The 26,386-nt window shown below is 64.3% G+C and carries 28 protein-coding genes, 1 other RNA gene and 1 pseudogene; 16 read left to right on the plus strand and 14 right to left on the minus strand.

Annotation, left to right across the window (positions count from 1 at the left end; genetic code table 11):
* Positions 1 to 6: 6 nt before the first annotated feature.
* From WN73_RS01925 to WN73_RS01935, 3 genes are all read right to left on the minus strand, one after another.
* The gene (locus WN73_RS01925) at positions 7 to 768 is read right to left on the minus strand and encodes a tripartite tricarboxylate transporter TctB family protein (protein WP_271551294.1); all 762 of its coding nucleotides are present in this window, start codon (positions 766 to 768) and stop codon (positions 7 to 9) included.
* A 94-nt stretch (positions 769 to 862) separates the two neighbouring features.
* Positions 863 to 1,393: a chromate transporter gene (locus WN73_RS01930; RefSeq protein ID WP_011089256.1), complete on the minus strand. Its 531-nt coding sequence runs from the start codon at positions 1,391 to 1,393 to the stop codon at positions 863 to 865.
* Positions 1,390 to 1,995: a chromate transporter gene (locus WN73_RS01935; protein ID WP_271551295.1), complete on the minus strand. Its 606-nt coding sequence runs from the start codon at positions 1,993 to 1,995 to the stop codon at positions 1,390 to 1,392. The genes WN73_RS01930 and WN73_RS01935 overlap by 4 nt, the downstream gene beginning before the upstream one ends.
* 83 nt (positions 1,996 to 2,078) lie before the next feature.
* Between WN73_RS01935 and ssrA the strand changes: the two genes are divergently transcribed.
* The 7 genes from ssrA (at position 2,079) to feoB (ending at position 7,629) form a co-directional block, all read left to right on the plus strand.
* Positions 2,079 to 2,446, plus strand: a transfer-messenger RNA (tmRNA) gene (ssrA, locus tag WN73_RS01940).
* Between the two features lie 114 nt (positions 2,447 to 2,560).
* Positions 2,561 to 3,079, plus strand: a complete 519-nt coding sequence (locus tag WN73_RS01945; protein ID WP_011089258.1) for an SspB family protein — start codon at positions 2,561 to 2,563, stop codon at positions 3,077 to 3,079.
* Between the two features lie 90 nt (positions 3,080 to 3,169).
* Complete coding sequence (gene fumC, locus WN73_RS01950; protein WP_271551607.1) at positions 3,170 to 4,603, plus strand: class II fumarate hydratase; 1,434 nt, start codon at positions 3,170 to 3,172, stop codon at positions 4,601 to 4,603.
* 276 nt (positions 4,604 to 4,879) lie between these two features.
* The gene (locus WN73_RS01955; RefSeq protein ID WP_011089260.1) at positions 4,880 to 5,068 is read left to right on the plus strand and encodes a DUF4169 family protein; all 189 of its coding nucleotides are present in this window, start codon (positions 4,880 to 4,882) and stop codon (positions 5,066 to 5,068) included.
* Positions 5,065 to 5,316, plus strand: coding sequence for a ribbon-helix-helix domain-containing protein (locus WN73_RS01960; RefSeq protein ID WP_011089261.1), 252 nt, complete (start codon positions 5,065 to 5,067; stop codon positions 5,314 to 5,316). Before WN73_RS01955 ends, WN73_RS01960 begins: the two co-directional genes overlap by 4 nt.
* A gap of 116 nt (positions 5,317 to 5,432) precedes the next feature.
* Positions 5,433 to 5,708, plus strand: a complete 276-nt coding sequence (locus WN73_RS01965) for a FeoA family protein (RefSeq protein WP_011089262.1) — start codon at positions 5,433 to 5,435, stop codon at positions 5,706 to 5,708.
* Between the two features lie 49 nt (positions 5,709 to 5,757).
* Positions 5,758 to 7,629: a ferrous iron transporter B gene (gene feoB / locus WN73_RS01970; RefSeq protein ID WP_060908564.1), complete on the plus strand. Its 1,872-nt coding sequence runs from the start codon at positions 5,758 to 5,760 to the stop codon at positions 7,627 to 7,629.
* Positions 7,630 to 7,940: 311 nt separating this feature from the next.
* On the opposite strand, the gene WN73_RS01975 is transcribed toward feoB, so the two are convergent.
* Positions 7,941 to 8,696 carry an outer membrane protein gene (locus tag WN73_RS01975; RefSeq protein WP_060908565.1) on the minus strand — a complete coding sequence of 252 codons (756 nt, stop codon included), beginning with the start codon at positions 8,694 to 8,696 and terminating at the stop codon, positions 7,941 to 7,943.
* 177 nt (positions 8,697 to 8,873) lie between these two features.
* Complete coding sequence (locus WN73_RS01980; protein ID WP_038966475.1) at positions 8,874 to 9,137, minus strand: hypothetical protein; 264 nt, start codon at positions 9,135 to 9,137, stop codon at positions 8,874 to 8,876.
* A 175-nt stretch (positions 9,138 to 9,312) separates the two neighbouring features.
* Here WN73_RS01980 and WN73_RS01985 point away from each other — a divergent pair, with 175 nt between their 5' ends.
* Positions 9,313 to 9,810 (plus strand): GNAT family N-acetyltransferase, encoded by a 498-nt coding sequence (locus WN73_RS01985; protein WP_060908566.1) that lies wholly within the window; start codon positions 9,313 to 9,315, stop codon positions 9,808 to 9,810.
* Between the two features lie 15 nt (positions 9,811 to 9,825).
* Here WN73_RS01985 and WN73_RS01990 read toward each other — a convergent pair whose 3' ends face one another.
* From WN73_RS01990 to WN73_RS02000, 3 genes are all read right to left on the minus strand, one after another.
* Positions 9,826 to 10,311: a YkgB family protein gene (locus WN73_RS01990; protein WP_011089267.1), complete on the minus strand. Its 486-nt coding sequence runs from the start codon at positions 10,309 to 10,311 to the stop codon at positions 9,826 to 9,828.
* Between the two features lie 220 nt (positions 10,312 to 10,531).
* Complete coding sequence (locus WN73_RS01995) at positions 10,532 to 10,909, minus strand: RidA family protein (protein WP_028176183.1); 378 nt, start codon at positions 10,907 to 10,909, stop codon at positions 10,532 to 10,534.
* Positions 10,910 to 11,035: 126 nt separating this feature from the next.
* Positions 11,036 to 11,407: a cupin domain-containing protein gene (locus tag WN73_RS02000; protein WP_211433851.1), complete on the minus strand. Its 372-nt coding sequence runs from the start codon at positions 11,405 to 11,407 to the stop codon at positions 11,036 to 11,038.
* Positions 11,408 to 11,726: 319 nt separating this feature from the next.
* Here WN73_RS02000 and WN73_RS02005 point away from each other — a divergent pair, with 319 nt between their 5' ends.
* A complete protein-coding gene (locus WN73_RS02005) occupies positions 11,727 to 11,960 on the plus strand; it encodes a hypothetical protein (protein WP_038966470.1) in 234 nt (77 codons plus the stop codon).
* 75 nt (positions 11,961 to 12,035) lie between these two features.
* Here the strand turns inward: WN73_RS02005 and WN73_RS02010 are convergent, their stop codons facing one another.
* A complete protein-coding gene (locus WN73_RS02010; protein WP_271551296.1) occupies positions 12,036 to 12,932 on the minus strand; it encodes a LysR family transcriptional regulator in 897 nt (298 codons plus the stop codon).
* 208 nt (positions 12,933 to 13,140) lie between these two features.
* On the opposite strand from WN73_RS02010, the gene WN73_RS02015 reads away from it, so the two are divergent.
* The 3 genes and pseudogenes from WN73_RS02015 to WN73_RS02025 all read left to right on the plus strand — a co-directional run bounded on the left by WN73_RS02015 (position 13,141) and on the right by WN73_RS02025 (position 15,118).
* The gene (locus tag WN73_RS02015; protein WP_249163080.1) at positions 13,141 to 13,563 is read left to right on the plus strand and encodes a cyclophilin-like fold protein; all 423 of its coding nucleotides are present in this window, start codon (positions 13,141 to 13,143) and stop codon (positions 13,561 to 13,563) included.
* A 23-nt stretch (positions 13,564 to 13,586) separates the two neighbouring features.
* On the plus strand, positions 13,587 to 14,603 hold the full coding sequence (locus tag WN73_RS02020) for a zinc-dependent alcohol dehydrogenase family protein (protein ID WP_011089272.1): 1,017 nt from the start codon (positions 13,587 to 13,589) through the stop codon (positions 14,601 to 14,603).
* Between the two features lie 121 nt (positions 14,604 to 14,724).
* Positions 14,725 to 15,118 (plus strand): annotated as a pseudogene (locus WN73_RS02025) ((R)-mandelonitrile lyase).
* Between the two features lie 203 nt (positions 15,119 to 15,321).
* Here the strand turns inward: WN73_RS02025 and WN73_RS02030 are convergent.
* From WN73_RS02030 to WN73_RS02045, 4 genes are all read right to left on the minus strand, one after another.
* A complete protein-coding gene (locus WN73_RS02030) occupies positions 15,322 to 15,564 on the minus strand; it encodes a hypothetical protein (protein WP_011089274.1) in 243 nt (80 codons plus the stop codon).
* Positions 15,565 to 15,625: 61 nt separating this feature from the next.
* Positions 15,626 to 16,744, minus strand: a complete 1,119-nt coding sequence (locus WN73_RS02035; protein ID WP_028176188.1) for a DUF2336 domain-containing protein — start codon at positions 16,742 to 16,744, stop codon at positions 15,626 to 15,628.
* 354 nt (positions 16,745 to 17,098) lie between these two features.
* Positions 17,099 to 20,719 (minus strand): AsmA family protein, encoded by a 3,621-nt coding sequence (locus WN73_RS02040; RefSeq protein ID WP_271551297.1) that lies wholly within the window; start codon positions 20,717 to 20,719, stop codon positions 17,099 to 17,101.
* Between the two features lie 145 nt (positions 20,720 to 20,864).
* Positions 20,865 to 22,097, minus strand: coding sequence for a cytochrome P450 (locus WN73_RS02045; protein ID WP_182872364.1), 1,233 nt, complete (start codon positions 22,095 to 22,097; stop codon positions 20,865 to 20,867).
* Between the two features lie 132 nt (positions 22,098 to 22,229).
* On the opposite strand from WN73_RS02045, the gene WN73_RS02050 reads away from it, so the two are divergent.
* The 4 genes from WN73_RS02050 to WN73_RS02065 all read left to right on the plus strand — a co-directional run bounded on the left by WN73_RS02050 (position 22,230) and on the right by WN73_RS02065 (position 25,010).
* A complete protein-coding gene (locus WN73_RS02050; protein ID WP_271551298.1) occupies positions 22,230 to 22,841 on the plus strand; it encodes a TetR/AcrR family transcriptional regulator in 612 nt (203 codons plus the stop codon).
* A gap of 133 nt (positions 22,842 to 22,974) precedes the next feature.
* Positions 22,975 to 23,913 (plus strand): hypothetical protein, encoded by a 939-nt coding sequence (locus WN73_RS02055; protein ID WP_271551299.1) that lies wholly within the window; start codon positions 22,975 to 22,977, stop codon positions 23,911 to 23,913.
* Positions 23,892 to 24,488 (plus strand): tetratricopeptide repeat protein, encoded by a 597-nt coding sequence (locus WN73_RS02060; protein WP_271551300.1) that lies wholly within the window; start codon positions 23,892 to 23,894, stop codon positions 24,486 to 24,488. Before WN73_RS02055 ends, WN73_RS02060 begins: the two co-directional genes overlap by 22 nt.
* A 255-nt stretch (positions 24,489 to 24,743) precedes the next feature.
* Positions 24,744 to 25,010 (plus strand): hypothetical protein, encoded by a 267-nt coding sequence (locus WN73_RS02065; RefSeq protein WP_129557363.1) that lies wholly within the window; start codon positions 24,744 to 24,746, stop codon positions 25,008 to 25,010.
* Between the two features lie 167 nt (positions 25,011 to 25,177).
* Here WN73_RS02065 and WN73_RS02070 read toward each other — a convergent pair whose 3' ends face one another.
* Positions 25,178 to 26,221 (minus strand): medium chain dehydrogenase/reductase family protein, encoded by a 1,044-nt coding sequence (locus WN73_RS02070; RefSeq protein ID WP_011089280.1) that lies wholly within the window; start codon positions 26,219 to 26,221, stop codon positions 25,178 to 25,180.
* Between the last annotated feature and the right edge of the window lie 165 nt (positions 26,222 to 26,386).

Raw genomic sequence — 26,386 nt, forward strand, 5'->3', positions numbered from 1 at the left:
ACGCCCTCACTGGATCAGGAAACGCGGAAACATCGGCATCGGTAGCCCGAGCACGTAAGGGAAGAGCAGCGCGCAGCCGAGCGTCAGGCAGGCGCCGACGATGGCAGCCTCCAGCCAGCGCGTCTCATGCGAGCCCATCGCCGCGATCATGAAGCTCGCGAAGGCGGAGACCACGAGGCCCAGCGGCCGGATCGCGAGCGCGAAAAACACGATCGAGACCATCACGAACAGCGGCCCGCGCCAGGAATAATGGGCCATCGCCGGCCCGTCGGTCAGAAGGCCGGTCAAGGCAATGCCGGCGGACAAGGCGACCAGCAGCCCGCCGAACATGCGCGGCGCGGTGCCCGCACCGAAGGAGAAGCCGCGCATGCCCTGCAAATCGCTCGAGGCCCACAGCGCGAACAGCGCGAGTGCCATCAGGATGACGCCGCCGACATAATCCTGGGCCGACCGGATGGACATGAACAGCGTGACGATCGCCACCGCTAAGACCGGATAGGAATAGATCAGCGCCAGCAGCACGTCGGATGACGCCTTCTTGGTCTCACCGCCGACCGATCCGATCAGTGCCGCGGGAGCGCCCGCGACCAGCGCGGTGGCATGGCTGATGAGAACGGTGGCCGGGCCGCGTCCCGCGCCCCAGCCAAAGATCGTCCCGATCGACCAGATGAATTCGAATATCTGCGGCGCAACGGCCAGCAGACAAAAACCGATCGCCACCGAGGTGTTTCGGGTGGCTGTCGCTGAGTGGCCCATCGTATCGGCCATGCATGTCTCCTCCGCGACCCGTAAGTCACGCGCAGTGTTGTTCTAATCGGCTGGAAATGGATCCCTCGCCCGGATCACTGCCTAGCGATTTTCATTACACAATGCCAGCAAAACCCAACAAGCCCCCGGCGAGCAGGAGCCATAGTGGATTGATGCGCGAGACCGCTGCGAGCACCGCAACCATCGCGGTCAGAAGCACCGCAGCAATCGTGCGATCGGTCGCGTTGGCCAGGATCAGGGCACTCGCCGCCATCAATCCGATCGAGAGCGGAACCAATGCAGCCTGGATCAGGCCGGGCCAGCGCGATTGGCTCGGCCGGTTCAAGAGCCGGCTAACATAGTAGGCAACCAGCGCGGTCGGCAGGCACATGGCCAGCGTCGCTGCCAGCGCGCCGGGGATGCCGGCGACGGCATAGCCGATTAACGTCACGATAAGCACGTTCGGACCTGGCGAGAGCTGCGCGATCGCATAGGCATCAGTGAACTGCTTGTCGGTCATCCAGTGATGCACATCGACCGCGATCCGGTGCATCTCGGGCACCGCGGCCGCGGCGCCGCCGACCGCGAACAGCGACATCAGCGCAAAGGTGGAGATCAGCGCCCAGATCGGGTTCTCGGCGTTCACGCTGCTACCTTCCGCCGCAGGAGGAAGGTGGCGCCGACACTCACGGGGATCGCGACCAGCAGCACCGTCTGGAGCGGCAGGCGAAGCACGCCGATGGCAAGGAACACGGCGAGCATCAGGATGAGCGCAACGGCGTCCATCCGCTTGAACAGCGGCGTCATCATGCGAAAGACGACCGCGATCAGGAGGCCGACCGCCGCGCAGGAGATGCCTGCGAGGATGCGGCGCAGCACCTCCACATCGCCGAACCGGGCGTAGATGATCGCAAGCACGGTCATGATCAGCGTCGGCGGCAGCAGCAGCCCGGCAAAGGCGGCAACGCCGCCCGCGATCCCGCGCAGCCGCGCGCCAAAGACCATCGACAGATTGACGATGTTGGGCCCGGGCAGGAAATGGCAGAGCGCGAAGGTTTCGTTGAACTCGTCCGCCGTCATCCAGCGGTGCTGCTCGACGATCGCCCGCCGGGCGAACACCAGAACTCCGCCGAAACCAGCCAGGGACATCCGGGCGAAGGCCACGAACAGCGCGGCCAGGCTGGGCGGAGGGCCGCTGGTCGCGGCACGATCCGGCTCTTGGGCGGCCGGTGCTGAATCCGGGGACATGTCAGGAGCTTAGAACGAGGGCCGCCGCGAGGCCAAGGCTATCCGGAACCTATCCAAAGGGAACCGCGCCATGCCGCGCCAAACCCCTGTCTTTCTAAACCTTTGCCCCCTATATTGGGGGTGCCGGTTCGCCGGCTATGGAAATAAACGGTCGTCGTAATAAACCATTCGGACCCGGGGGCGGTACCCGGCGCCTCCACCAAAGCCCACCCACGGGCTAGCCCTAGAAGCGGGTTTTGGCGGGGGCGAAATAGGATCGACGAGGGCGTAAAGGGCGTGCTTTTTCCCGGTATTGTTCCGCCGTTATCGGGCTACTGCAATAGTTGCCAACGACAACTTTGCTCCGGTTGCTCAGGCTGCGTAACGCAGTTTGAAAGACCATCTTAAAGTCCTAACGGGTTAAGCTCCGTTAGGCGGGGTTCGGAGGCACCTGGCAACAGAAGCCTCCACTTACCTTCGATTTCCTCCCCCACGGGGACTCCTGCTGACCCTTCAGGCGCGGTACTATTGCGGCTTGGCGAGTCGGGCCGGCAGGGCCCAACTCCTGGAATGCAACAGGACCACCATGGCGACCGATCATATCCGATACGATGTGCTGGCCCGCGACGCGCTGCGCGGCGTGCTGCGGAAGGTGCTGACCGACGCCGCGTCGCATGGACTGCCGGGCGAGCATCATTTCTTCATCACCTTCGTGTCGAAGGCCGAGGGCGTGAAGCTGTCGTCGCGGCTCCTGGCGCAATATCCGGAAGAGATGACGATCATCCTGCAGCATCAGTTCTGGGATCTGACCGTGCTCGAGGACCGCTTCGAGGTCGGCCTGTCGTTCGGCGGCATTCCGGAGCGGCTGGTGGTGCCGTTCAGCGCCATCAAGAGCTTCCTCGATCCGTCCGTGAAGTTCGGCCTCCAGTTCGACACGTCCGATGTCGCCGAGGTCGCGCCCGAGACGTTGCCCGCGGCCCCTGCCCCTTCGGCCCTGTCGGTGCCCACGCCCGCCACGGACAAGGCGGAGACCGCGGAAGAGCCGACCCCGCCGAGCCAGGGCGGCGCCGAAGTCGTGCGGCTCGATCGTTTCCGCAAGAAATGATCTAGGCTACCGCGCGAGACCGTCGCGCCCGGCCAAACTGCCTATATAGAGGAGCACATGAAGAGGCCGCGCGGCATTTCGCGCGGCGGAATGGATGTGCTCATGGCCAAATCTGCACGCACGAAGACCGCTCGCCCCGCGACCCGCACCGAGACCGACAGCTTCGGTCCCATCGAGGTCCCCTCCGATCGCTATTGGGGCGCGCAGACCGAACGTTCGCGGCAGAATTTCCGCATCGGCACGGATCGCATGCCGATCTCGCTCGTGCATGCGCTCGGCATCGTCAAGCTCGCCGCGGCGCAGTCCAACCGCGAGCTCGGCCTGCTCGACCAGCGCCGCGCCAGTGCCATCATCCGCGCCGCGCGCGAGGTGATCGACGGCAGCCTCGACGATCATTTCCCGCTCGTCGTGTGGCAGACCGGCTCGGGCACACAGACCAACATGAACCTCAACGAGGTGATCGCCAACCGCGCCAATGAGCTGCTCGGCGGCGAGCTCGGCGCCAAGAAGCCGGTGCATCCGAACGATCACGTCAACATGAGCCAGTCGTCGAACGACTCTTTTCCCACCGCAATGCATATCGCGGCGGCGAGCCGCATCACCGCCGATCTCGTTCCTGCCCTTGGCGAACTGCTCCGCGCGCTGCGCAAGAAGGAGAAGGAGTTCGCCAAGATCGTCAAGATCGGCCGCACCCACACCCAGGACGCGACGCCGCTGACGCTCGGCCAGGAATTCTCCGGCTATGCCGCGCAGGTCGAAAGCGGGATCGCGCGACTGAAGGTCGCGGTGAAGGAGCTCTATCCGCTGGCGCAGGGCGGCACCGCCGTCGGCACCGGCCTCAACGCGAAGCCGCGCTTTGCAAGACTGTTCGCAAAGCACGTTGCCGGAATCACCAAACTGCCCTTCACCAGCGCCGCCAACAAATTCGAGGCGCTGGCCTCGAACGATGCCTATGTGCTGGCGCACGGCGCCATCAATTCGGTCGCGACAGGCCTGTTCAAGATCGCCAACGACATCCGCCTGCTCGGATCGGGTCCGCGCTCAGGGCTCGGCGAGCTGATCCTGCCGGAGAACGAACCGGGCTCGTCGATCATGCCGGGCAAGGTCAATCCGACGCAATGCGAGGCGATGACCATGGTGTGCTGCCAGGTGTTCGGCAATCACACCGCGATCACGGTCGCCGGCAGCCAGGGCCATTTCGAGCTCAACGTCTACAAGCCCGTGCTGGCCTACAACATGCTGCACTCGATCCGGCTGATGGCCGATGCCGCGCGCTCCTTCACCGAACATTGCGTCAGCGGCATCCGCGCGGACGAAAAGCGCATAAGTGAGCTGATGCAGCGCTCGCTGATGCTGGTGACCGCGCTCGCGCCGAAGATCGGCTACGACAACGCCGCCAAGGTGGCCAAGACGGCGCATGTCAACGGCACCACGCTGAAGGAGGAGGCGCTGCGGCTCGGCTTCGTCACAGCGGACGAGTTCGACCGTTTGGTGCAGCCGGAGAAGATGACGAAACCGGGGTAATTCCTAATTCCGATAGTCATCCGTAATGATACGGAGCCAAAAAGCTCATAATTGTAAGGCTTAAAGGACAGGATTTGATTACCGTCAATGTTCCGGAAAGACGGCGTGCTACGCAGCTATTCTGCCCTTGGCGGGGCGAAATTCATCGTTTGATGGCCCAAGGGGCCGATTGACGAGGACGAGCAAATGACAATCAAGTCTTGTGGGGCGCGACGCGGCCCCCTGTTTCTGAACGTTTCATCCTGCCTGAAGAGGATCGGATGATGGAGACGCGGCATGGGGAACGTCATCAACCTGAATCGTTTCCGGAAGCGCGCCGAGCGGGAAGCCTCGGCGAAGCAGGCGGACGCCAATCGAGCGAAGTTCGGCCGCACGAAGGCGGAGCGGTCGGCGGAGGAGACGCGCGCGGACAGGGCGAAGGAGCACCTGGACAAGCATCAGATCGATCGCGAGGAGCAGCCATGAAGTCGCCCGTCGTGAAACGATCGATCGTCGTCGCCGGTCACAAGACCAGCGTCAGCCTGGAAGAGGCGTTCTGGAACGGCATGAAGGAGATTTCGGGCCTGCGCAACATGACGCTGTCCGAGCTCGTCGGCGAGATCGACGGCAACCGCCAGCAGGGCAATCTGTCCTCGGCGATCCGCCTGTTCGTGCTCGACTACTTCAAGAGCCGCGCCATGGCCGTCCAGCCGGACAAGGTCCCGGCCCAATAGCCGGCAAGGCGTCTTTTCGGCGCGTCGGGGCGTTCGCACTTTAAAATCACTCTAAGGTGCAGCTTCCGGCGAGCAAGCGCGCTTGACCTCAATGCCCTGCGTTGAAAATACAGGGCATGACCGACACCAATGATACGCGCCCTCACATGCCGCTGGGTCTGGCCCTGCGCGGCTACACCGGCGTCATCCAGCACCTGTCCGCCAGGGACACCGGTTCGGCGCTCTCGGACATCGAGCTCGAGAGCCGGCTGATCGAACTCGGCTTCGTCGAGGGGGCCCGGGTCGAGGTCCTGCATGAGGGGCTGGTCGGGCGCGATCCCATCGCCGTGCGGGTCGACAGCATCACGATCGCGGTCCGTCGGCGCGAAGCCATGGCCATCATCGTCGCCTGAGGCGGCCGCCCCCTGACCTCAGGCCTTTGATCCCAGATCGTTGAAAATCATGGAAGCACCCCTCCTGCATCTCGCCCTGGTCGGCACGCCAAACAGCGGCAAGACCTCGCTGTTCAATGCCCTGACCGGCAGCCGGCAGAAGGTCGCGAACTATCCGGGCGTCACCGTCGAGCGCAAGGAAGGCTTCTTCGTCACGCCCCAGGGACGCCAGGTCTCGGTGGTCGACCTGCCCGGCACCTATTCGCTGCGCGGCCGCAGCCCGGACGAGGAGATCACCCGCGACTTCGTGCTCGGCAAGGCCTCTGGCGAGACCGTGCCCGACCTCGTGCTGTGCGTGGCCGATTCCACCAATCTGCGCTTGACCATCCGCCTGCTGCTGGAGCTCAAGCGCACCGGCCGGCCGATGATCCTCGTGCTCAACATGTTCGACATCGCCGCGCGCCGCGGCATCACGGTCGACGTCGAGCGGCTCGCCAAGGAGCTCGGCGTGCCCGTGGTCACCTCGATCGCGGTGCGCAAGGGCGGCACGGCCGATCTGTTGACGCTGACCGACGAGATCTCGGCCAGGCTCGCCACCGAGCCTGCGGAGAACACCTGGCGCGCGCTCAGCGTCGGCGAATTGCGCTCCACCCAGCGCGAGGCCGACCGCATCATCGCCGACTGCGTCAGCCTGCCGAGCCGGCCTGACACCTGGACCGCGCGGATCGACGCGGTGGTGCTGCATCCCGTCGGCGGCCTCATCGTGCTGGCGCTGATCCTGTTCGTTATGTTCCAGGCGGTGTTCGCCTGGGCGCAGCCGCTGATGGAGCTGCTCAATTCCGGCTTCGACGCGCTCGGCGAGTTCGTGCACACCACCCTGCCCGCCGGCCTGCTCCAGAGCTTCCTCCAGAACGGCGTGATCTCGGGCGTCGGCAGCGTGATCGTGTTCCTGCCGCAGATCATCATCATCTTCCTGTTCATCCTGCTGCTGGAAGATTTCGGCTACATGGCGCGCGCCGCGTTCCTGATGGACCGCATCATGGGCGGCGCCGGCCTGCACGGCCGCGCCTTCATCCCGCTGCTGTCGAGCTTTGCCTGCGCCATTCCCGGCATCATGGCGACGCGCGTGATCGACAACAAGCGCGACCGGCTGACCACGATCCTGATCGCGCCGCTGATGACCTGCTCGGCGCGCATCCCGGTCTACACGCTGATCATCTCGGCCTTCATTCCGGCGAAGGACGTCTGGGGCTTCATCAACCTCCAGGGCCTCGTGATGTTCGGCCTTTACGCCGCCGGCATCATCAGCGCGCTTGCCGTCTCGTTCCTGATCAAGTTCTTCATGCTGCGCGACTACGCGCCGGCACCGTTCATGCTGGAGCTGCCGGACTACAAGATGCCGCGGCTGAAATCGATCGCGATCGGCGTCTACACGCGGGCCAAGATGTTCCTCCACCGCGCCGGCACCACGATCTTCTCGATGATGGTGCTGATCTGGTTCCTGGCCTCGTTCCCGCAGCCGCCGGCGGGCGCCACCGAGCCCGCCATCGACTTCAGCCTCGCCGCCATCATCGGCAAGGCGCTCGAGCCGCTGCTCGCCCCCGTCGGCTTCAACTGGCAGATCGCGGTCGCCCTGATCCCGGGCATGGCGGCGCGCGAGGTCGCGGTCGCAGCGCTCGGCACGGTCTATGCGATCGAAGGCGGCAAGGAAGCGGCCGAGCAGATCGGCCAGGTGCTGGCGACGAAATGGTCGCTCGCCACCGCGCTGTCGATGCTGGCCTGGTACATCTTCGCCCCGCAATGCGCCTCGACGCTGGCCGTGATCCGGCGCGAGACCGGAAGCTGGCGATGGATGGCGGTGACCTTCAGCTACATGCTGGTGCTGGCCTATGCCGCGAGCCTCGTGACGTACAACGTCGCGGTGGCGTTGGGGGCGGGATAGAGTCCCCTCTCGAAACCAAAAACTGCGAAAACAACCCCATGCACAGTAGACGGGGTCGTGAAATCAATGGCTTACGAATTATCCGAATTCGCTTGACCCGTCGGGCAAGACACCGGCATGATGGCATCATCGGGAAGCGTCCGCCAACGATTGATCGCGGCCCGCATCCTCGACAAGTCCGCACAATTCACTCGCGCCTGGCCTTGCGACATCGCAGGAATTGATGCCGGACCTCCATCGTTTTCTTCGGCTTCCCATGAAAAGGCCCCGGTCGATGCCGGGGCCTGAGTTCACCGGGAAGACACACACACTCAATAGCGAGCAGCGACCGGAGCACCGAAACCACCGAAGCGGTAGTTCAACCGAAGCGTAACCATGTCCACATCCTGGCTGATCCCGCTGCCGGTGAGCGCCAACCCGCCGGGCGTGACCACGCCTGCGAAGCCGAAATTGTCGCGTCCCATCCAGAGATGGTCGTACTCGATACCGGCCGACCAGTTCGGCGCAAAACCATATTCCCAGCCGACACCCAGGGCGCCGCCCCAGCGCGTGTGACCTGCCGAAGCCAGTCCGACGCCGGTGACGTTGTTGAATATATCGAATCGATTGCGGGTCACGGCAGCGCCGCCCTTCACGTAGAACAGCGAAGCGTTCCATGCCCAACCGAGCTGGGCTGTGAACAGCCCAATGGCGTCGGTCTTGCCTGTGGTCGAGATCAACGGATCGATCAGGCTGACGCGCGTGTTCTTGATCTCGGCCCAATCGCCCTGAGCTTCCAGACCAAGCACAAACTGATTGGTTTGCCAGCGGTACCCGATCTGTCCACCCGCAAGACCACCGGAGCGATCGGCGCAGCCACCTGCTACCGTCCCAGCGGGCGTTACGAAGTCGACGCAACCATGGCTTTGCCCCCAGCCACCGTTGGCCCCGATGTAGAATCCGCTCCAGTTGTAGACCGCCACCACTGGTGCCGGCGGCGGCGCCTTGACGGCCATGTCGGCCGCCATGGCCGGAGCCGCCATACTCAGTGCCACGAAGCCGATCGCAGCAGTTGAAAACTTCCTCATGGTCTCGTCCCCTTTTTTGCTCTTTCGTTCAAATTCGCTGTCTCGTCCAGAAATGAGCACCCATGCTGACCAGGTGCATAAGGTTCGCGAATGTGAGGAACTTTACGCGGGCAGGAGTCCTGAAGCCCGTATCAAAATGGCAACACCCAAGCGCCATCTCTATGCACTGTAGCGTGCTTAATCGATGCCCGACGCTTCTGACGGTAGAGAGCCGCCGTCATCGTTGAGCCACGCATGGATATCTGGCGCCGGAATGAGCCGCCTCGGAACGTGAGGATTGATCGTACCTGCAAAAACAGAAAGGCCTTCATCGAGCTTTGCGCGCGCGAACAACTTGGCTTCGTCCTCGGTCGCGAACGTCCGCGTCTCGCGCGGACTGCGCTGCCTCGGCAAAACGCCACGTTGTCGAATTTCAAAGCTGACGTACCAAGTCGGGATCATCGCACCTGTCAACCTGTGAGCCTCGAAGTCGGGTTGTGGCGCGATCGTCATCCGCGTATTTGATGCAGATCAAACCCCGCGCGTCACACCGGCGATCGGGAGGTTGAGTAAGACGTCGGCAGGACGGCATCGTCGGCGCAACAATCGATGCTCACTTCGAACGCCGCTAACCTCATTGGATCACTTCCGCACCAACAGACTGACCGCCGAGAAACTGCGCGACGATGATCTCGCCGACCTCGTCACACTCCATCTCGATCCCGACGTGTCCCGCTATCTCGGCGGTGTCCGTTCGGCGGAGGCGACGAAGACTTATCTCGCCGTCAACATGGCCCATTGGGACCGGCACGGTTTCGGGCTCTGGGTGCTGCGAACGAGAGACGGAGCATTCGCCGGACGGGCGGGGATCAGGCACATCCTCGTTGATGGTATCGACGAGATCGAGATTGCCTATACGTTCAAACGCGACCTCTGGGGCCAAGGATTTGCGAGCGAGACCGCCGCGGCGCTGACGCATATCGGGCTGTCGCAACTCGCGCTGCCGTCGCTCATCGGCCTGGTCTTCGTCGAACATGGTGCGTCGCGCCGCGTGCTGGAGAACTCCAATTACATTCTGGAGAAGAGCACGACGCATCACGGCGAGGACGTCGTGATCTACCGGATCCGGCGGTGAGCGACGCCCCAACGCTCAGCCGGTGCGCAGCCGAATGGCCGATCGCGGCAATGAGGCCAGAAACAGAACGGCGCAGACGCACAGCAAGACGATGTCCTTGAACAGGAACTCGCCGGTCAGATTCCACGCCATGGGATCGGATGACAGGCTCCATGTGACGACGCCCGGCGTCGTGAAGAAGAACGACCATGTGATCGCGAAGGTCACCACGCCCATGAATGAGCCGACGGCGGACAAGACCGGGCTGAAGCTACCTGCCGCCAGCAGCGCCGCAATCGCGAATTCGGCAACACCGAGAACATAGGCCTCTCCCCTCAGGCCGAAGATCGACAGCCAGGAGATGAACGGACTGTTGGTGATGAACTGCGCGATGCCCTGCGCGGATTGCAGTGTGAATTTCTGCATTCCGAAGGACACGAATATGACCACCATGACCCAGCGGAGAATGGCGAGCGGACGATACGAACCTCCACCATTCTCGGCAACGTTGAATTCCATCATGTGACGATCTCTCCCCGGAATGCGCGTCCATCAGCGTGCGAAGAAAATACGTTCGCTGAAAGCTGTACGAAGAGATCCTTCCGCCGTTACCTGCATCCGGAGTTCCACTGATCACAGGTGCGTGCAACGGCGTGTGTCGGCGCCATGATCGAAGGCAATTCCGAGAAGCTACCAGCAGCGCTCCGCGACGGATCGCAGCGCCCAAGCGGCGCGAGGCCCGTCAGGCCGAGATGATTGCCACCACTTCAATCTCGACGCGGGCCGATGTCGGCGTCAGGGCGCTGACCTGGACGAGCGTGCTGGCCGGGCGCACCGCATCGAAGGCTTCAGAGTGGGCGCGCGCCACATGCTCGGTGTCCGCCATATCGATCACGTACACCACGGTACGGACGACATGCCGCATATCGGCGCCAGCCTCGGCCAATGCGTCGGCGATCAATGCGAGTATCGCCCTGGCTTGCAGGTAGGCGTCGCCGTCGAGGTGCGGCGGGCGAGCCGTCGTGCCGGAGACAAAGACCTGGTTTCCGACGCGCACGGCGCGGGAGTAGCCATAAGCGTCTTCGAACGCATACCCCGATGAGATATTTTGCCTCGTCAACGACGCGCTCCCATGGTTTCCCTGCCGCAACACCGAACTATCACCACTGCCCTCTTCCGGCAAAAGCCGCAAATGCCATCGCGGCGTGCAGCAGCCACGCGCAATCCATCAGGTCCCGCAGCAACCTCACGGCTCCAGCGTGTAGGAGCGTCCGGGTTCGAGCACGTAGATGGTCAGGAAACGGAGCGGACGTTCCGGATCACAATTGCGAAATAGGGTGTGTGGAAGATCCGCCCGATCCTGCAACGTCTCGCCCGCCCGGTACTGTCGCGGTTCGTCGCCGCCATAAGCGGACTCGGCGACACCTTCGACGATGTAGATCGCGCCCGCAACGGGATGCCGGTGAAGCGGCGCGACGCCACCCGGCGGATAGGTGACCTCGACGACCATGAGTTCCTGTTGATTGCCCGGCAATGGCAGACGTTCGAGAACCTTGCGCGTAACACCGGCAAACCCTGCTTGTTGAGCGCTCGCCTGACCGTCGGTACGTTCATCCATGGAGCACCTGTCTCGTTCGAGAGTTGCAGCCGTCGCGCCAGATCGCGGTGAACGACAATGGAATGCCTGAAGCGACAAGGTTGAAGGCTGAACCGCTCTCACAGCATTCTGCCTCATATGCGACAGCCCCGTTCAAAGCCTCGTGTCATGGGACCACTTGGAACAGAGGGACTCGCCTGACGCAGTTCCATCTGGCTGCTTCGATGATGTTCCTGAATGCAACCGACCTGAACAGTCATTCAAGAAAGTTTCTTGCCCGTTCCTGCAACAGGTGGTGACGGCAGTCGTTGACCCCCGACGACGCGAACAGGAGGAACAGATGAAGAAGCTGACTTACGCTCTTGCAGCGGTAGCGACGCTTGCAATCGGTGCCCCGACCATCGCCAATGCGGCCGGCGTCGGCATCTATGTCGGCGGCGACAGGGACTATTATGACGGCCCCCGCGCGCGCGTTTACGAGCATGACCGCGGCTGGCACCGTGGCTGGTACAATCACGACCGCGATTACGACCGCGGCGTCGTGATCCGTCGTTATCATCATTGGGACGATTAGTGCGAGCCAGCACGATCGAACAAGGAGGCCTCGCTTCGGCGAGGCCTTTTGCATGTCGGCCGCCCCGCCACTTTCTCACTCGCCGCGATGGCGCAGCGCGTCGACGATGACCTTGAAGGCGGGCGAGTTCTGGCGGCAGCTCGGATAGTAGATGTGGTATCCGTCGAACACCGGCGACCACTTGTCCAGGACCAGCGCGAGGTCCCCCGACATGATGTGCCGTTGCACGACATTCTCCGGCACATAGGCGATGCCGTATCCTTTCAGCGCGGCATCGGCCTGGGCGTAGGAGGTGTTGAACGTCAATTGCCCGTCCACTCGAACGCGAAGTTCTTGGCCGTCCTTCGCGAACTCCCACGCGTAAAGCCCACCTGCCCTTTCCAGCCGCAGGTTGATGCAATTGTGCCGCACGAGGTCGTGGGGGTGCTCCGGCACGCCGTGTTCGGCGAAGTAGCCGGGTGAGCCCACGGCCACCAGCCGCCAATCCGGTCCGATCCGCACGGCGACCATGTCCTTTTCGACGCTTTCTCCGAGACGGACGCCGGCGTCGAATCCGTCCTCGACAATGTTGCGAAATCCGTTGTCGAGACTGAGCTCGAGCTTGATGTCGGGATAGTCCTTCAGGATCGGCTGCAGCTTGGGCCACACCACGCTCTGGAGCGCGTGCTCCGACACCGTCATCCGGATCCGCCCCGAGGGCTTGTCGCGGAACGCCATCAGGTCGGCAATCTCGGCCTCGATCTCGGCGATGCGCGGAGCCATCGACAGCCTCAACCGTTCGCCGGCTTCGGTGAGACCGACGCTGCGTGTCGTGCGCGTCAGCAGCCGGATGCCCATCTGGTCTTCCAGCCGCTTGATGGTGTGACTCAAGGTCGATTGGCCAATGCCGAGCTTCGCGGCCGCCTTGGTGAAGCTGCGCTCCTTGGCGACCGTGAGGAACCAAAGAAGGTCGTTGAAGTCTTGCTTGGCCATCGTTCTCCGCCGCCGACCGTCCCCATTTATGCCGCCCATCGATTAATGCAAGCGGATTACTCCATCTAATCCGATTGCTCGCTATCGGCTATCTCCGGCGGTGCGGGTGGTCTTCGCTGTGCCCCGCGCCGTCCTGGCCCGACTACAGGAACGCACCATGCCCAGACATCGCCCGGTGCGCCGGTCCGTTCTTGGAGGTCTCCTGGCCATGGCCGCCGTTTCCAGGCCGGTGGCCGGCCTGACCGCGACGAACGCTTCCTGGCACACGGGAGCCGCGACCATGCGGATACGATGCGCCTTCGATCGTCACAGCTTTACGGTGGTCCTCTTCGACGGCCCGTCAGCACGCGAACTCGTCTCGCGCCTGCCGCTCGACCTGGCGATCGAGGACTATTCGACCAACGAGAAGATTGCCTATCTGCTGCGCAAGCTGACCGAGGACGGCGGCAGCCCGTTCGCGGACGAGGCGCCAGGCGATCTCTGTTACTACGCGCCCTGGGGCAATCTCGTCTTCTTCCATGACAGCTATCGCTACTCGAAAGGGCTGATCCGTCTCGGCCGACTCGAGGATGGCATTCAGCCCCTGCTCGCGAGAGGGAAATACCCTCTTCGCATAGAGCTTCTCACCTGACGTTCAAATTTGGAGGTTCAGCAATGCTGGCAACACTCATGTACGGTCCCGGTGATGTCCGGTGCGAACAGGTCGACGACCCCAGGATCCTCAAACCCACCGATGCCATCATCAAGCTGTCGGCCACCTGCATCTGCGGCTCGGATCTCTGGCCCTACCGGGGTCTGCAGCCGATCGACGGCCGCGCCCATATGGGCCACGAATATTGCGGCGTCGTCGTGGAGGTCGGACGCGAGGTGACGACGGTGCGGCCCGGACAGTTCGTCGTCGGCTCGTTCTGCATCTCGGACAACACCTGCCCGCATTGCCGGTTTGGATTTCATTCCTCATGCGTCCAGCGCGAGTTCATGTCCGGCGCACAGGCGCCGTACGCGCGGGTGCCGCTCGCCGACGGCACGCTGGTTGCGACCGCGGAGCTGCCTTCGCCCGATCTCATCCCCGATCTGCTCGCGACCTCCGACGTGCTGGGCACGGGATGGTACGCCGCCGACGCCGCGAACGTCCGTGAGGGATCGACCGTCGTCGTGGTCGGCGACGGCGCCGTCGGGCTGATGGGCGTGCTGTCGGCCAAAGCGATGGGGGCCGAGCGGATCATCGCCATGAGCCGCCACGAGACCCGGCAACGGCTCGCCATCGAGTTCGGGGCGACCGACATCGTGGCGGAGCGCGGCGAAGCGGGCATTGCCCGCATCAAGGAGCTGACGCGCGGCGTCGGCGCCGATTCCGTTCTGGAGTGTGTCGGCATGCAGGAGTCGATGACGCAGGCCATCGAGTGCACGCGGCCCGGCGGCTCGATCGGCTATGTCGGCGTGCCCCACGGCGTGACCTTCGACGGCCAGGCGATGTTCTTCGCGCAACGCCGCATGCTCGGCGGACCGGCCCCCGTCCGGCGCTTCCTGCCGGACCTGATCGACCGCGTCCTCGCCGGCAAGATCAAGCCCGGAAAGGTCTTCGATCTCAAGCTGCCGCTGGCCGACGTGGCCGAGGGCTACCGCGCCATGGACGAGCGACGCGCGATCAAGACGATGATCACCGTCTGAGGTCGTATGCATGATCTCGCGGCGCCGCGTGATCGCGGGAGCAGGCTCCTTCGCCGTCGTCTCCGCGTCGCGATCGGCAACAATGAGCGAAACCGGCGTGTCGAAGCAAGGGAGTCAGTCGATGCAGATCAAGCGTAGTGGAGATCAGCCGTCCCAAAAAGGCCCGGAAGCGTGGTTCACCGGACAAGTGCGCATCGATCCGCTGCACACAGCCGTCGCACCGGCGCACGCGAACGTCGCCAGCGTCACCTTCGAACCGGTGCCCGGACGGCGCGGCACACCCATCCGCTGGGCCAGACGCTGATTGTGACAGCGGGGGCGGGTCGCGCACAGACATGGGGCGGCCCGATCGAGGAACTACGGCCCGGCGACGTGGTCTGGTTTTCGCGGGCGAGAAGCACTGGCACGGCGCGAGCGCCACGACGGCGATGACGCACACCGCCATACAGGAGCAGCTGGACGGCAAGACGGTCGACTGGCTGGAGAAAGTCAGCGACGAACAATATCGCGGCTGAAAAGTAACGAGGTGCGTCCTGCGCCGTCATTGCGAGCGCAGTGACTTGTCCCGCCGAAGCTTTGGCGAAGGCGGGAGCAATCCAGGCTGTCTCCGCGGAAAGATTCGGGATTGCTTCGTCGCATCGGCGCAAAATTGCTTCGCAATTTTGTCGCGAGCTCCTCGCAATGACGGTGGAAGCCGTTGTGTAACGCGGATGGAATCCTACCTGAAATACCCCAGCACCAGATCGATATCCGAGCTGCCGGCGACCGCGCCGTTCAGCTCGGCGTCGATGACGCGGCGGCAGGCTTCGATCGCGGCGTGATCGCCGAGATCGTTGGCGGCTTCCAGCACGAGCCAGGCGGCGTCGACCGAGGCCTTGTCCGGAGCTCCGCCGCCGACATCGGCGCCGAAGGCATTGTTGAGGTTCTTCTTGCGAACGGCGGTGCCGAATTGAGGCAACATTTGCAAATACTCCCCTGCCAATTCCCGGGTGATGCTCAGTGGACCTGCTTAGTGGACTTGCTCAGTGGACCTGGAGTTCGGGCTGACGGCCCGCATCGGCACCCGCGCCGGTCTTGCGCGACTGGTAGAACTTCAGGATGCTGCGCGAGGTCTCGATCTTGAGCCGGCTGAACTCGCGCTCGTTGTCCTGGAGCTCGCGCGCGGTGATCAGATGATCCTTGGCGCCGAGGAACAGCAGCGACATCGTCGTGTCCCAGGAGAAGTTGAGCGCCTTGCACAGCACCAGGATCATCTCGCGGTTGCGGTCCATCAGCGCGCGCTCGATCACGTCGACCGGCAGCGCCGACAGCAGCGACAGGCCGATCTGCACCTCGTCGAAGCGGTGCTGGCGCGCATAGTTCGAGATCGAGTCCTGGTTGAGGTTGCCCTGGCGGTACTGCGTCGTCACCACGCGCTTGGCGACGAAGTAGCTGCGCGAGGACGGGCCGAACTTGGATTGCAGATCGCCGGTGACCTCTGTCACCGAGCTCTGGATCTGCGCCATCATCTCGGGGCGCTCGCTCTCGAGCCGGCGGCGGACGTCTTCCGACGCTTTCGAGATGAGCTGCTGGAAGATGTGGCGCGGCACGTCCTTGCGCAGGCCAAGCTGCTCGGCAAGAATCGAATCGCCCTCGGCGCGGCGGACCATGTGCAGCAGGCCCGAGCCGGAGAAGCGCGCGCCCTCGTTCCTGGCGACCGACGTCACGACCTCCTGGTCGCCGCGCTTGACCAGCACGTCGGTCACGGCCTCGCCGATGGATTTACGCTGGGCAATCGCGAGCAGATGCGACTGGCTCTTGGTCAGGGCGCTCTCGACCAGCATCTTCTCGTCGAGACGGGTGGAGTCGCGCAGCACGGGGCCGGCGACCGCGATCTCGTCGTCGAGAGCGAGCTTTTCGATGACATTGAGCGGAGCGTGATCGCAGGCCGCCATCAATTCGGAGAGCTGCGTCCGCGCGGCAACCTCGATCTCGTCGGCAAGCCGGCCGATGACCTCGCCGAACATGCTGATCTCGTCGTCGCTGTAGCGGCCGGTGATCAGGATGTCGGTCGCGTGCCACAGCGCGCGTGCCCGGCTTTCGTCGGTGCCGCGCGCGATCGCGTCGTCCAGATCCTGTAGAAGCGTTTTCGCCCCGTTCATGTCGATCACCCCAGTTCTTGGTCGTTCTTTGGCGAGCCATCCCGCCTGTGCTGGCGCGACGCCGAATTCCTCTGACACCCGACACTAGGGAACAAACGCGAGAATCCGGTAAAGTCGGCAGATCAGTTTTGCCGACGAGAATTCATTCAAATGCGATGGAATGGGTTTACCGGCGGGCAAGGGAGAAGGTGCGCTCCCTCTCCCGCTTGCGGGAGAGGGCTGGGGAGAGGGTGTCTCCGCAGAGCGACTCCCTTAATGGAAAGAACCCTCACCCGGCGCTTCGCGCCGACCTATCCCGCAAGCGGGAGAGGTTAAGAGGGCCCGCGGCCCGATCTCTCCAAACTAACTTCGCGCTTACGGGTTCGACGGCGTCAGCACCAGCGGCGGCTTCGGCTTGGGCTTTGCGGGCGCGGGGCCCGGCGCCGGTCTCACCTCGATCGGCGGCGGCAAGGGCGCGACCTGCTGACTTGCGAGCGGCGGGCTTGGAGCTGCGGGCGCGGCCAGCGGCGCTTTCGGCGTCGGCGCGGCTTTCGGCCTTGGCGGCGCGCGGCGTGGATCCTGGCCCGGCAGCGGCACGTTGGCCGGCACCTGCTCGGGCGCCGCATCCGGAGACACCAACGTCGGTAGCGCCGCGGTCGCCGGCGGCGGCTCGCCGCGCTCGATGGCATCGAGCCGGCGCGTCTCGCGATCGATCGTGCGCACCGCGAGCCACGAAGACAGCGGCGCAAGATCGACGGTGCGGTTGAGCTTGTCGGGGGGGCCCGCCGCGAACAACTGGATCTCCGGCGGGGCGCCGGAGAGCCCGGTCATGATCGGCGTCAGGCTGGCGCGGATGTCGGCCTGGTCGGCGGGAATGTCGTAACCGCCGGAGACAATGGCGCGGGCGTTCTTCGCTTCCAGCGGCGTGGCACCAACGCGCAGCCGTCCGTCGCGGATCGTGAACGGGATCTGCGCCGAGGCGACCGCAATGGGACCCGCCGCCAGCGCGGGTTCGACCAGCTGCCGCAGCCTGTTGTCGTCGGCGACCTGACCGCCGTCGCTGGCGCGGATGGCGATCTCGAACGCACGCGGGTTGAGGCCGCTGATTTCCGCAGAGTCCAGCGTCACCGTGCCGTTGCCGGCGAGCGCGCCGGTCAACGCCGCGACGCTGCGGCCCTGGCTGGTCAGTGCCATCTGCACCGAGGCGCGTCCCTTGGGCAAAGCAAGATCGCGGTAGCGCAGCGTGGTCGCATCGACATTGCTGAGCTCGATACGTGCGTTCAGCGCAACGCCACTCGCGCCGTTGCGTGCGTCAAAACTCGCCGAGATCTCGCCGCCGCCGACGCCGCCCTTGAGCGCATCGAGCGCGAGCGACTGGCCGTCGCTCCGGATCGTCCCGCCGATGGGACGCAGCTCGACGCCGCCTGGCAACGTGCCGCGCAACGCCTGGAAGGCGATGCGGCCGCGCCAGCCACCGAGGAGCCCCGCGCTCAGCGGCTCGCCGGCATCGCGTCCGGCCGCGCCGACGGCAAGCGCGAGCGCCGGCGCAAGATCGAGCGTGTCGAGGCCTACCTCGCCGTCGATGCTCTTCTCCTGGTCGAGCGTGACCGCCAGACGACCGCGCAGATGCGAGCCGGCCGCGCTGCCGTCGAGATCGTCGAAGGTCAGGCGATTGCCGGACAGAGAGAGCCGGGAGGACAGGCTGACGGTCTGCGCCGATTTGCCGGCCGGGCCGGTTCCGAACAGCGGCGCGAGGTTGACATTGCGCACGCGCAGATTCACGGACGCCTTCGGTTCCGGCGCGGACAATTCGACGCTGCCTTGCGCGTCTGCGTCCAGCCCGCCGCCGCTCAGTTTTGCGTTCAATTGCAGCGGCCGGCGCCAGGCACCACTTAACCGGCCTTCGAACTGCGAAGCGCCCTCGCCCGCGGCCACCACGCGATCGAGGCCGAGCAAGGCCAGCAATGCGCCGGCCTGCGGGGTCGAGGCTTTCGAATCGAGCGTGAAGTCGCTGTTGCGCAGGCGGTCGATGTCGATGCCGTTGACGGCCGCTACCGGCGTCTGTGCGGCCAGCGTCGCGGTGGCCTTGAGCTGCGGCGCGTCGAGATCGAACACGGCGCGGGCGTCGCTGCGATCGGCATGCTCGGCGTTCCTGTCGAGGCTGAGGTCGAGCTTCAGGCGGGTCGCACCGGGCAGCGGCGCGATCGCATCGAAGCGCGTACGCACCGAAGGGGCAAACGGCTCGATCAGCGCGGTAAGCTCGCGCAGCGAATTGGCTGAGGATTTCAGCGCGAGCTTGCCGGTGGCTTTGGTACGGTCGAAGCTGCCGCTCGCCTCGGTGGTCACGCCGCTGGTCTGACCGAACCGCAACTGCTCCAGCGACAGCGACGCCGGTCCATAGCCGAGCTTCGCCGCGAACGGCCGCAGCTCCTGGCCGGCGGAGATCGCACGGCCGACATCGAGCGAGAGTCTTGCCTCCTCCGGCCATTCGCCTTGCGGCCCGCCGAGCGCGCGCACAAAGCTCGCAGCGGCGTCGAGATCGAGACGGTCGGCCTTGAGCTCGGCATCGATCCGCGAGCCCTTGCTCGCGCCGGTCTGGACGAAAGCAATTCGCCCCTCGATGGCGCCGCCTTCGATGTCGGCCTTCAGCTTGTCGATGGCGAGATGGTTGGCGGCGATCGTCACGTCGCCGGCAAGCCGCAGCGGCCGGGTGCTGCGGCGGTTGACCTCGCTGCGGCCCTGGAGCCAGGCCACCAGCGTATCGGGATCGGAGGATTCGACGCTGAGCCGGCCGCTGAAGCTGTCGGCGCCGGGCGCCGCGCCGTTGAGCGAGAGCTGCGTCATGCCGGGCGCGCGCAGCTCAAGCCGCTGGAAGGTCCAGGACCGGCCGTCGGTCTTGAGCTCGGCGGCGATGTTCTGGAGCGGCCGGCCGCCGAGCATGACCTGGTCGGAGTTGAACTCGATCTGCGCCGGGATCGGCGCCTGCGGGATCGCGGCAAGGCCGGCGCGCAGTGCCGGCAGGATGCGCAGCGGCTCGGCGTCGTCCTTGCCGGCCAGCTTGTCGGCATCGATCTGGCGCGCCGACAGCACCGCGCGCAGCAGCGGCGAGGCGCCGAACCTGAGATCGCCGACGCCGCCGACTTTCAACGCATTGTCCTCGGCGCCAAAGCTTGCGTCGATCTGGTCGAACTTGGCGCCGGCGGGATCGGCCTTGAGTTTTGCGGTGAGCTTCCAGGGCGTCGGCCCGGCCTCGCCGGCCTTCTTCGCCGCCGGCACGGCCAGCGTCAGCGCGCCGTCGAATTTCGGCAGGCGGTTGTCGAAGGCGAGCACGCCTTCGAGATCGGCGAGGATGGCGCGCTCGCCGGGATCGATGTTGAGGTGGAGACGCGTGGCGCTGCCGTCGGCGCTCGGGCCGGAGGAGATGCGGAACGGGTAGCGCGTGCCGCCCGCGGTGAAGCGGCCGTCGCCGCGCACCGAGCCGGCCAGCGAGCGGACGTCGCCGGAGAAGGCGATGTCGGTGAGCTCCAGCGTCGAGCGGCTGGCGGCATCGTGCAGGGCGATGCGGCCGGTGAGATTGAGGCGCTCGATCGCCAGCGAAGCCAGATTGAAGGTGCCGCTCGCGGTGGACGGCAGATCGACCCGCCCGCGCGCATCGAGGCCGAGATCGACCGCCATGCCATTGACAGTCAGCTCGGTGGCGCGCCATTCGCCGCGCATCAGCGCGCTCAGGCTGAACTCGACGTCGAGCTTGTCGGCGCGCAGGCGGCCGAGATCGTTGTTGCCGCCGAAGGTGACCGAGCGCAGCCGCAACGTCGGCGCCGGCAGCAGCCGCGCGTCGAGCTCGCCCGCCACCCGCACTGGCACGCCGATGATCCGGCCCGCCTCCGCCTCGAACTGGGGCCTGAACTGGTTCCAGTCGATGAAGTAGGGCCCGATCAGCGCGGCCAGAAGCGCAATGATGAAGGCAATCGCCAATCCGAGCAGCGTCGTCTGCACGGGTCTCCCCTCGGCCAAACCGGCACCCGGGCCAAACCTTGCCCCATGGAAGGCTTCAGGCGCGCCGGAACAGCCCCTTATATAGGGGGAAGTGTGGCGAAGTCACAGCGACTGTTGTGCGCGGAGGTTAACGCGCGCCGCCGCCTCACCAGCTCGCCGGCAAGCTCTTCAGGCCGCGCAGCACGAAAGTCGGCCGCCATTCCGGGTTCTCGACGTCGTCGATGCGCAGATCCGGCAGCCGGCGCAACAGCGTGGCGATGGCGATCTCGGCCTCGATCCGCGCCAATTGGGCCCCCAGGCAGAAATGGATGCCGCCGCCGAACGACAGCGGCTTGACGTTGGGACGGGTGACGTCGAGCCGGTCGGGGCGATCGGGATAGACCGCCGGATCGCGGTTGGCCGAGCCGAGCAGGCACAGCACGGTCTCGCCCTTGGGGATTTTCCTGCCGCCGAGATCGTCGATGTCCTCGAGCGTGACGCGCCCGGTCATCTGCACCGAGGAATCGTAGCGCAGGAATTCCTCGATCGCATTGACCATCAGCTCCGGCCGGGCCTTGAGCAGCGCAAGCTGGTCCGGGTTGCGATGCAGCGCGAGCAGGCCGTTGCCGATCAGATTGACGGTGGTCTCGTGGCCGGCGCCGAACAACAGGATGATGTTGGCGGTCAGCTCCTCGTTGGTGAGCTTGTTGCCGTCTTCCTCGGCCTGCACCAGCTGGGTGGTGAGGTCGTCGGCGGGATTGCGGCGGCGCAGCTCGAACAGCTGCTGGAAATACATCTGCGCCATCATGTTGCCGGCGTTGCCCTTCGCGATCTCCTCCGGCGTGAGCGGCACGGGGTCGAGCAGCCGCCCGCCGTCGCGCGAGCTCTTGTAGAAGACCTCGCGATGGTCCTCGGGGATTCCCAGCATGTCGCAGATGATGGTGACAGGCAGGCGGAAGGCGAAATCCTCGATCAGGTCCATGTGGCCGCGGTCGATCACGGCGTCGATGGCCTGGTCGACGATCTCCTGGATCCGCGGCCGCATGTCCTCGACGCGCCGCGCGGTGAAGGCCTTCACCACGAGGCCGCGCAGGCGGGTGTGGTCGGGCGGATCGGCCTGCAGCATCCAGTGGCTCATGCTGCGGAACACCGGCTCGTCCATGATCTTTTCGCTGTAGCGGCGCTTGGACCGCTCGACGAAATCCTTGCCGAAGCGCTTGTCGCGCATCACGAGGCTGACATCGGCGTGGCGACTGGCGACGAACTGGCCGAACGGCGTCACATGGATCGGATCGATCGCGCGCAGCCGGTCGTAATGCGGATAGGGATTGCGGATGAAGTCCGGCGACAGCGGATTGAACAGCGGATCGCCGCCGGCAGGTTGCGCTTGCTCGTTCATGGTGACCTCAAATCGGTTGCCGCATGACACGAATACGCCGATCGCAGCCCCACTGCCCGGCGCAACCATCCCCTGAAATTATCAACTCGATACATTGTTGTATCGAGTTGCATTCTGCCCTAACCTGGTCCGATGTCAAGGGTGAGAACCAGGCCGACCAGGGACGACACGCGCGACAGACTGTTCGAGGCGGCCGCGCGGGTGTTCGAGGAAGACGGCATCGGCGGCGCCAGCATCGAGGCGATCGCGGCCGCGGCCGGCTTCACCCGCGGCGCGTTCTATTCCAACTTCAACAGCAAGGACGAATTGATCATCGCCATGCTCGAGGACCATGTCGAGCAGTCGATCCGGCGCAATATGGACATCCTCGCGCAGCACGACAATCTCGACGATTTCATCGCGGCGCTGCGAACGATGGACCGCAGCCGGCAGGATCCGCTCGGCCGCTCGCCGCTCTTGCACATGGAGATGATCCTCTACGTCGCGCGCGCCGAGAAGCGCCGGCCCGAGCTCGCCAAACGCCTGCGCGCGCGGCGCAAGCTGATCGCCGACATCGTCGAGGCGACGTTGAAGAGCAACGGCAAGAACAACGCGCTCAACCCGCCCTGGATGGCCTCCGTCGTGCTGGCGCTGGAAGACGGCTTTCGCCTGCACCGGCTGATCGATCCAGAGACGACGCCGGCCGACAGTTTTCTGCGCGCGATTACGGATCTGCGGCGGAGGACGGGGCTGGCGGCGGGGTGACAGCGGCTGGGGCGATTGTCCAAGCGACAACTTGAGAGAGGCTTGAACTTGTCAGCAACCTTGACCAACCCAAAGCCGCGAAAATCTGCTAGTTTTTGGAATCCGGACGTTTGGCTCCTGCGCGGAGGCAACGATGACGAACTCGGAAGTCTCCACCGATCTACCGGACAAACCGACATCCGATAACGAGCAACCGGACAAAGCGACATCCGATAAGGAGCAATTGGGGAAACCACCATCCGATCGCGATCTTCGCAATCCAACGAGTCGCCTCCGGGCGCGATTGCAGTTGATCGGCGGAGCGCTCGCCTCGATCGCCGCTATCGGCGCGATCGCGGGTGGTCTCGTCGGCTACTGGACTGTGTGGAAGACGCTCCGCACCGATGTGTTTCCGGACAAGCAACAGACGCAAAGAGAGGCTACGGCCAGGCCTGACGTTGCTCCCCGGTTGTCTCTCGTCGTCCTGCCATTTGCAAACCTCAACAACGATCCGGAGCAGGACTACTTCGCCGATAGTATTACGACCGATCTGACAACCGATCTCGCGCAAATGCCCGGCGCTTTCGTCATCGGACGGGGAACGGCCTTTACATTCAAGAACAAGCAGATCGACTTTAAGACGCTCGGCAAGGAGCTCGGCATCCGATGGGCGGTACAGGGCGCGGTGCGACGCAACGGAGATCAGATCCGGGTCAACGTGTCGCTTACGGATGCCGCAAGCGGTCGCGACATCTGGTCCGATCGCTTCGACGGCGATCGCACGAATCTCGCCGCCTTGCAGGACCAGATCACGGGACGGCTCGCACGCTCGCTAAACATTGAACTCATGCAAGCCGAAAGCCGCCGCAGCGAAAAGGACCAATCCAGAAATCCAGACGCCATGGACTTCACGATGCGCGGCTGGGCAAAGTTCTATGAGCCCCGGTCGAAGACGGAAATCGCGCAGGCAAAGGACCTGTTCGACCGTGCGTTGCATCTCGATCCGGATAACGTCGATGCAATGATCGCGAAAGCATGGTGCTTAGCCCGGGCTTCAGGTGGTCGACCTCCATGGCCGAAGATAAAGAAATAGCGACTGATCTCATCGACAGGGCGCTTGCGAAAAGCTCGTCAAACGCGTTGGCCTACGTGGTAAAGGGGGACACTCTTCGAGTATTTGGGCGCCCTGAGGAGGCGTTGCCTGAATACGACGCTGCGCTTGAAATCAATCCAAATTTCCCGATCGCCTACGCTCAGAAAGGACTTGCACTCATCCTCTCCGGGCGGGCCCGCGAAGCGTTCTCGCCGCTTCAGCTGGCACTCCGCCTCAGCCCGAAAGATCCGATTGCCGTCTCTTGGTATTACAACCTTTGCCATGCACACCTGCACCTTCAGGAATATGAAGAAGCCACCAAGGACTGCAGGCGAGTGATCAACATAAACAACGCATTCTGGTACGCCTATGTAGATCTGGTCTCGGCTTACGGAGCCAGCGGGCAATTGGAGCCGGCGCGGCAGAGCTTGACTGAATTGAACAAGATCCGACCAGATTTCACGATCCAGTGGTTCCGTGAGTTTGGCTACGGATACTCAAGCAACCCGCAGTTTCGTCGGGAATTTGATGAAATTCTCGATGGGCTAAGGAAGGGAGGCGTGCGGGAGCAATAGCGTGAAGGCCATTCGCTTGCCGACATTGGCGACCTTCCATCTCGAATGTCACCTATTGGCCCGTTTGAGACAAGCTAACCAGCGCTGATCATGTCAGTTCACCAGGCTTGACCGGAAGTCCTCGGTGTCCTGTCGAACCGACGCGACTAACCCCGAAGCGGACATTCTTCTTCGATCGGTCGTTCGCTCGCATTGCAATACGGAACTGAAGGGTGGCCCAGCCTGTTTGTTACATTCAGCCAAGCGGAGGTCGCCGTGAGGATTATTCTGATAACGACGATTTGCTGGGCCGTGTCGTGCGGATTTGCGACAGCGCAAGCCGATCCGAAGAAAGACTTGAACACGCCGACTGGGCGCTCGGCGCCGGAAGAAAAAGGTCAATTGCAGCCGCAAGGTTGGACCGGACCGATTGAAACAAAGTCGGGTGGTGCGCAGCCGGAAAGTCCGCAAGGTCAAAGCCCACCGGGGATGCAGGCAGCGCCGGACGGATCAACAAAGACAGTCGTTGAGCCCCGGAAGTGAGCCACTCCCTGGTCGGTGAGCGATCCGGCTTCGCTCAGGGCGAGCCGGACCGTAAGGCCTCCTTTTGGCCCGTTCCTGCCGATCGCCATGCTCCCAGCCGGCTCGGCGTCTTGGGCCGAGCGGCGATCCTGACCGTAGCGGAAACGCCCGGGCAGCGTCGCACGGCGTCAGGCGGAGCGCTGGCTGCGTCGCGAGGAGAGATCCGGGCACAGCACGAGCTTGCCCTCGAGACCGCCAGCCTCGAGGCGACGGTGAGCTTCGGCGACCTCGTCGAAGGAGATCCGCTCGGCGATGCGCGGCCGGATGGCACCTTCTGCCAGAAGCTCGAACAATTCCTCCAGGTCCTCCTTGAACCAGGTGGGATGTCGCGCCCGCATGGCGTTTACCGAGTAAAAGCGGGCTCGCTTGCCGTCAGGCAATAATCTCCACAGATAGAGGCGCGCGATCTCCATCAAGATAGGGAGCATCCGACGCCGTGCCTGCACGCTCGCCGAGAAGCCGATGGCGCAGAGCAGGCCGCCTGGCTTGAGCGCCGCGTATGAGCGGCGATAGCCGTCTTCGCCGACCCCGTCGACGATGACATCGAACCCGCCCGGCAGAACCCGCGTGAAGTCCTCATGCTGGTAGTCGATCGGCGTTGCCCCGAGCTCCCGGACGAGCGCCATATGCTCGCCGCGCACCGTGCCCCACAGCTCGAGGCCCGCCAGTCTCCCGAGCACGAGCAGCGCCTGGCCGACCGCGCCGGCGGCGCCGTGCACGAGCACACGTTGGCCTCGCTGGACCTTGGCCGCGCGGTGCAGAAGCTGGTACGCGGTCGTCCAGCTCAAGATCAGCGCGGCCGCTTCAGCGGCGTCCACGCCAACCGGCACGCGGGCCAAGTCGTCCGCCCGAAGCGTGCGATACTCGGCGTTCGACCCGACCACCGTCATGTCGGCCACACGGTCGCCAATCTGAAAGTCGTGCACGCCTTCGCCGAGCTGATCGATTGCCCCCACCACGTCGTAGCCCATGACGAATGGCGGCCGGAGGCGCATCGTTTGCGGGTACAGATGCCGCCTGATCAATACCTCGGTGTAGCTGAGGCTCGACGCGAGTACGCGAACGCGCACCTCGCCCCGGCCGGCGGTCGGCAGGCGGGTATCGACAACTTCCAGTGTCTCGGGATCACCGAAGCGGCTGACCTGAACAACTCGATTGCGCTGCTCGATCATGGGCGATCTCCATGCAATGCCGCGGCGCAAGAGCGGGCAGCCTGCCGTCAGGCTGGAGAAATTGAGTTGATCCAGATCAAGCGCGAGAGCCGCGCTGTTTGGAATTCTCCTCGGACCAAATGACCAGCCGGGTCGTTTGGCGCCATCATTTTTCATTGGAGGGGA

Source organism: Bradyrhizobium sp. CCBAU 45394 (assembly GCF_028128655.1).
Classification (GTDB): domain Bacteria; phylum Pseudomonadota; class Alphaproteobacteria; order Rhizobiales; family Xanthobacteraceae; genus Bradyrhizobium; species Bradyrhizobium diazoefficiens.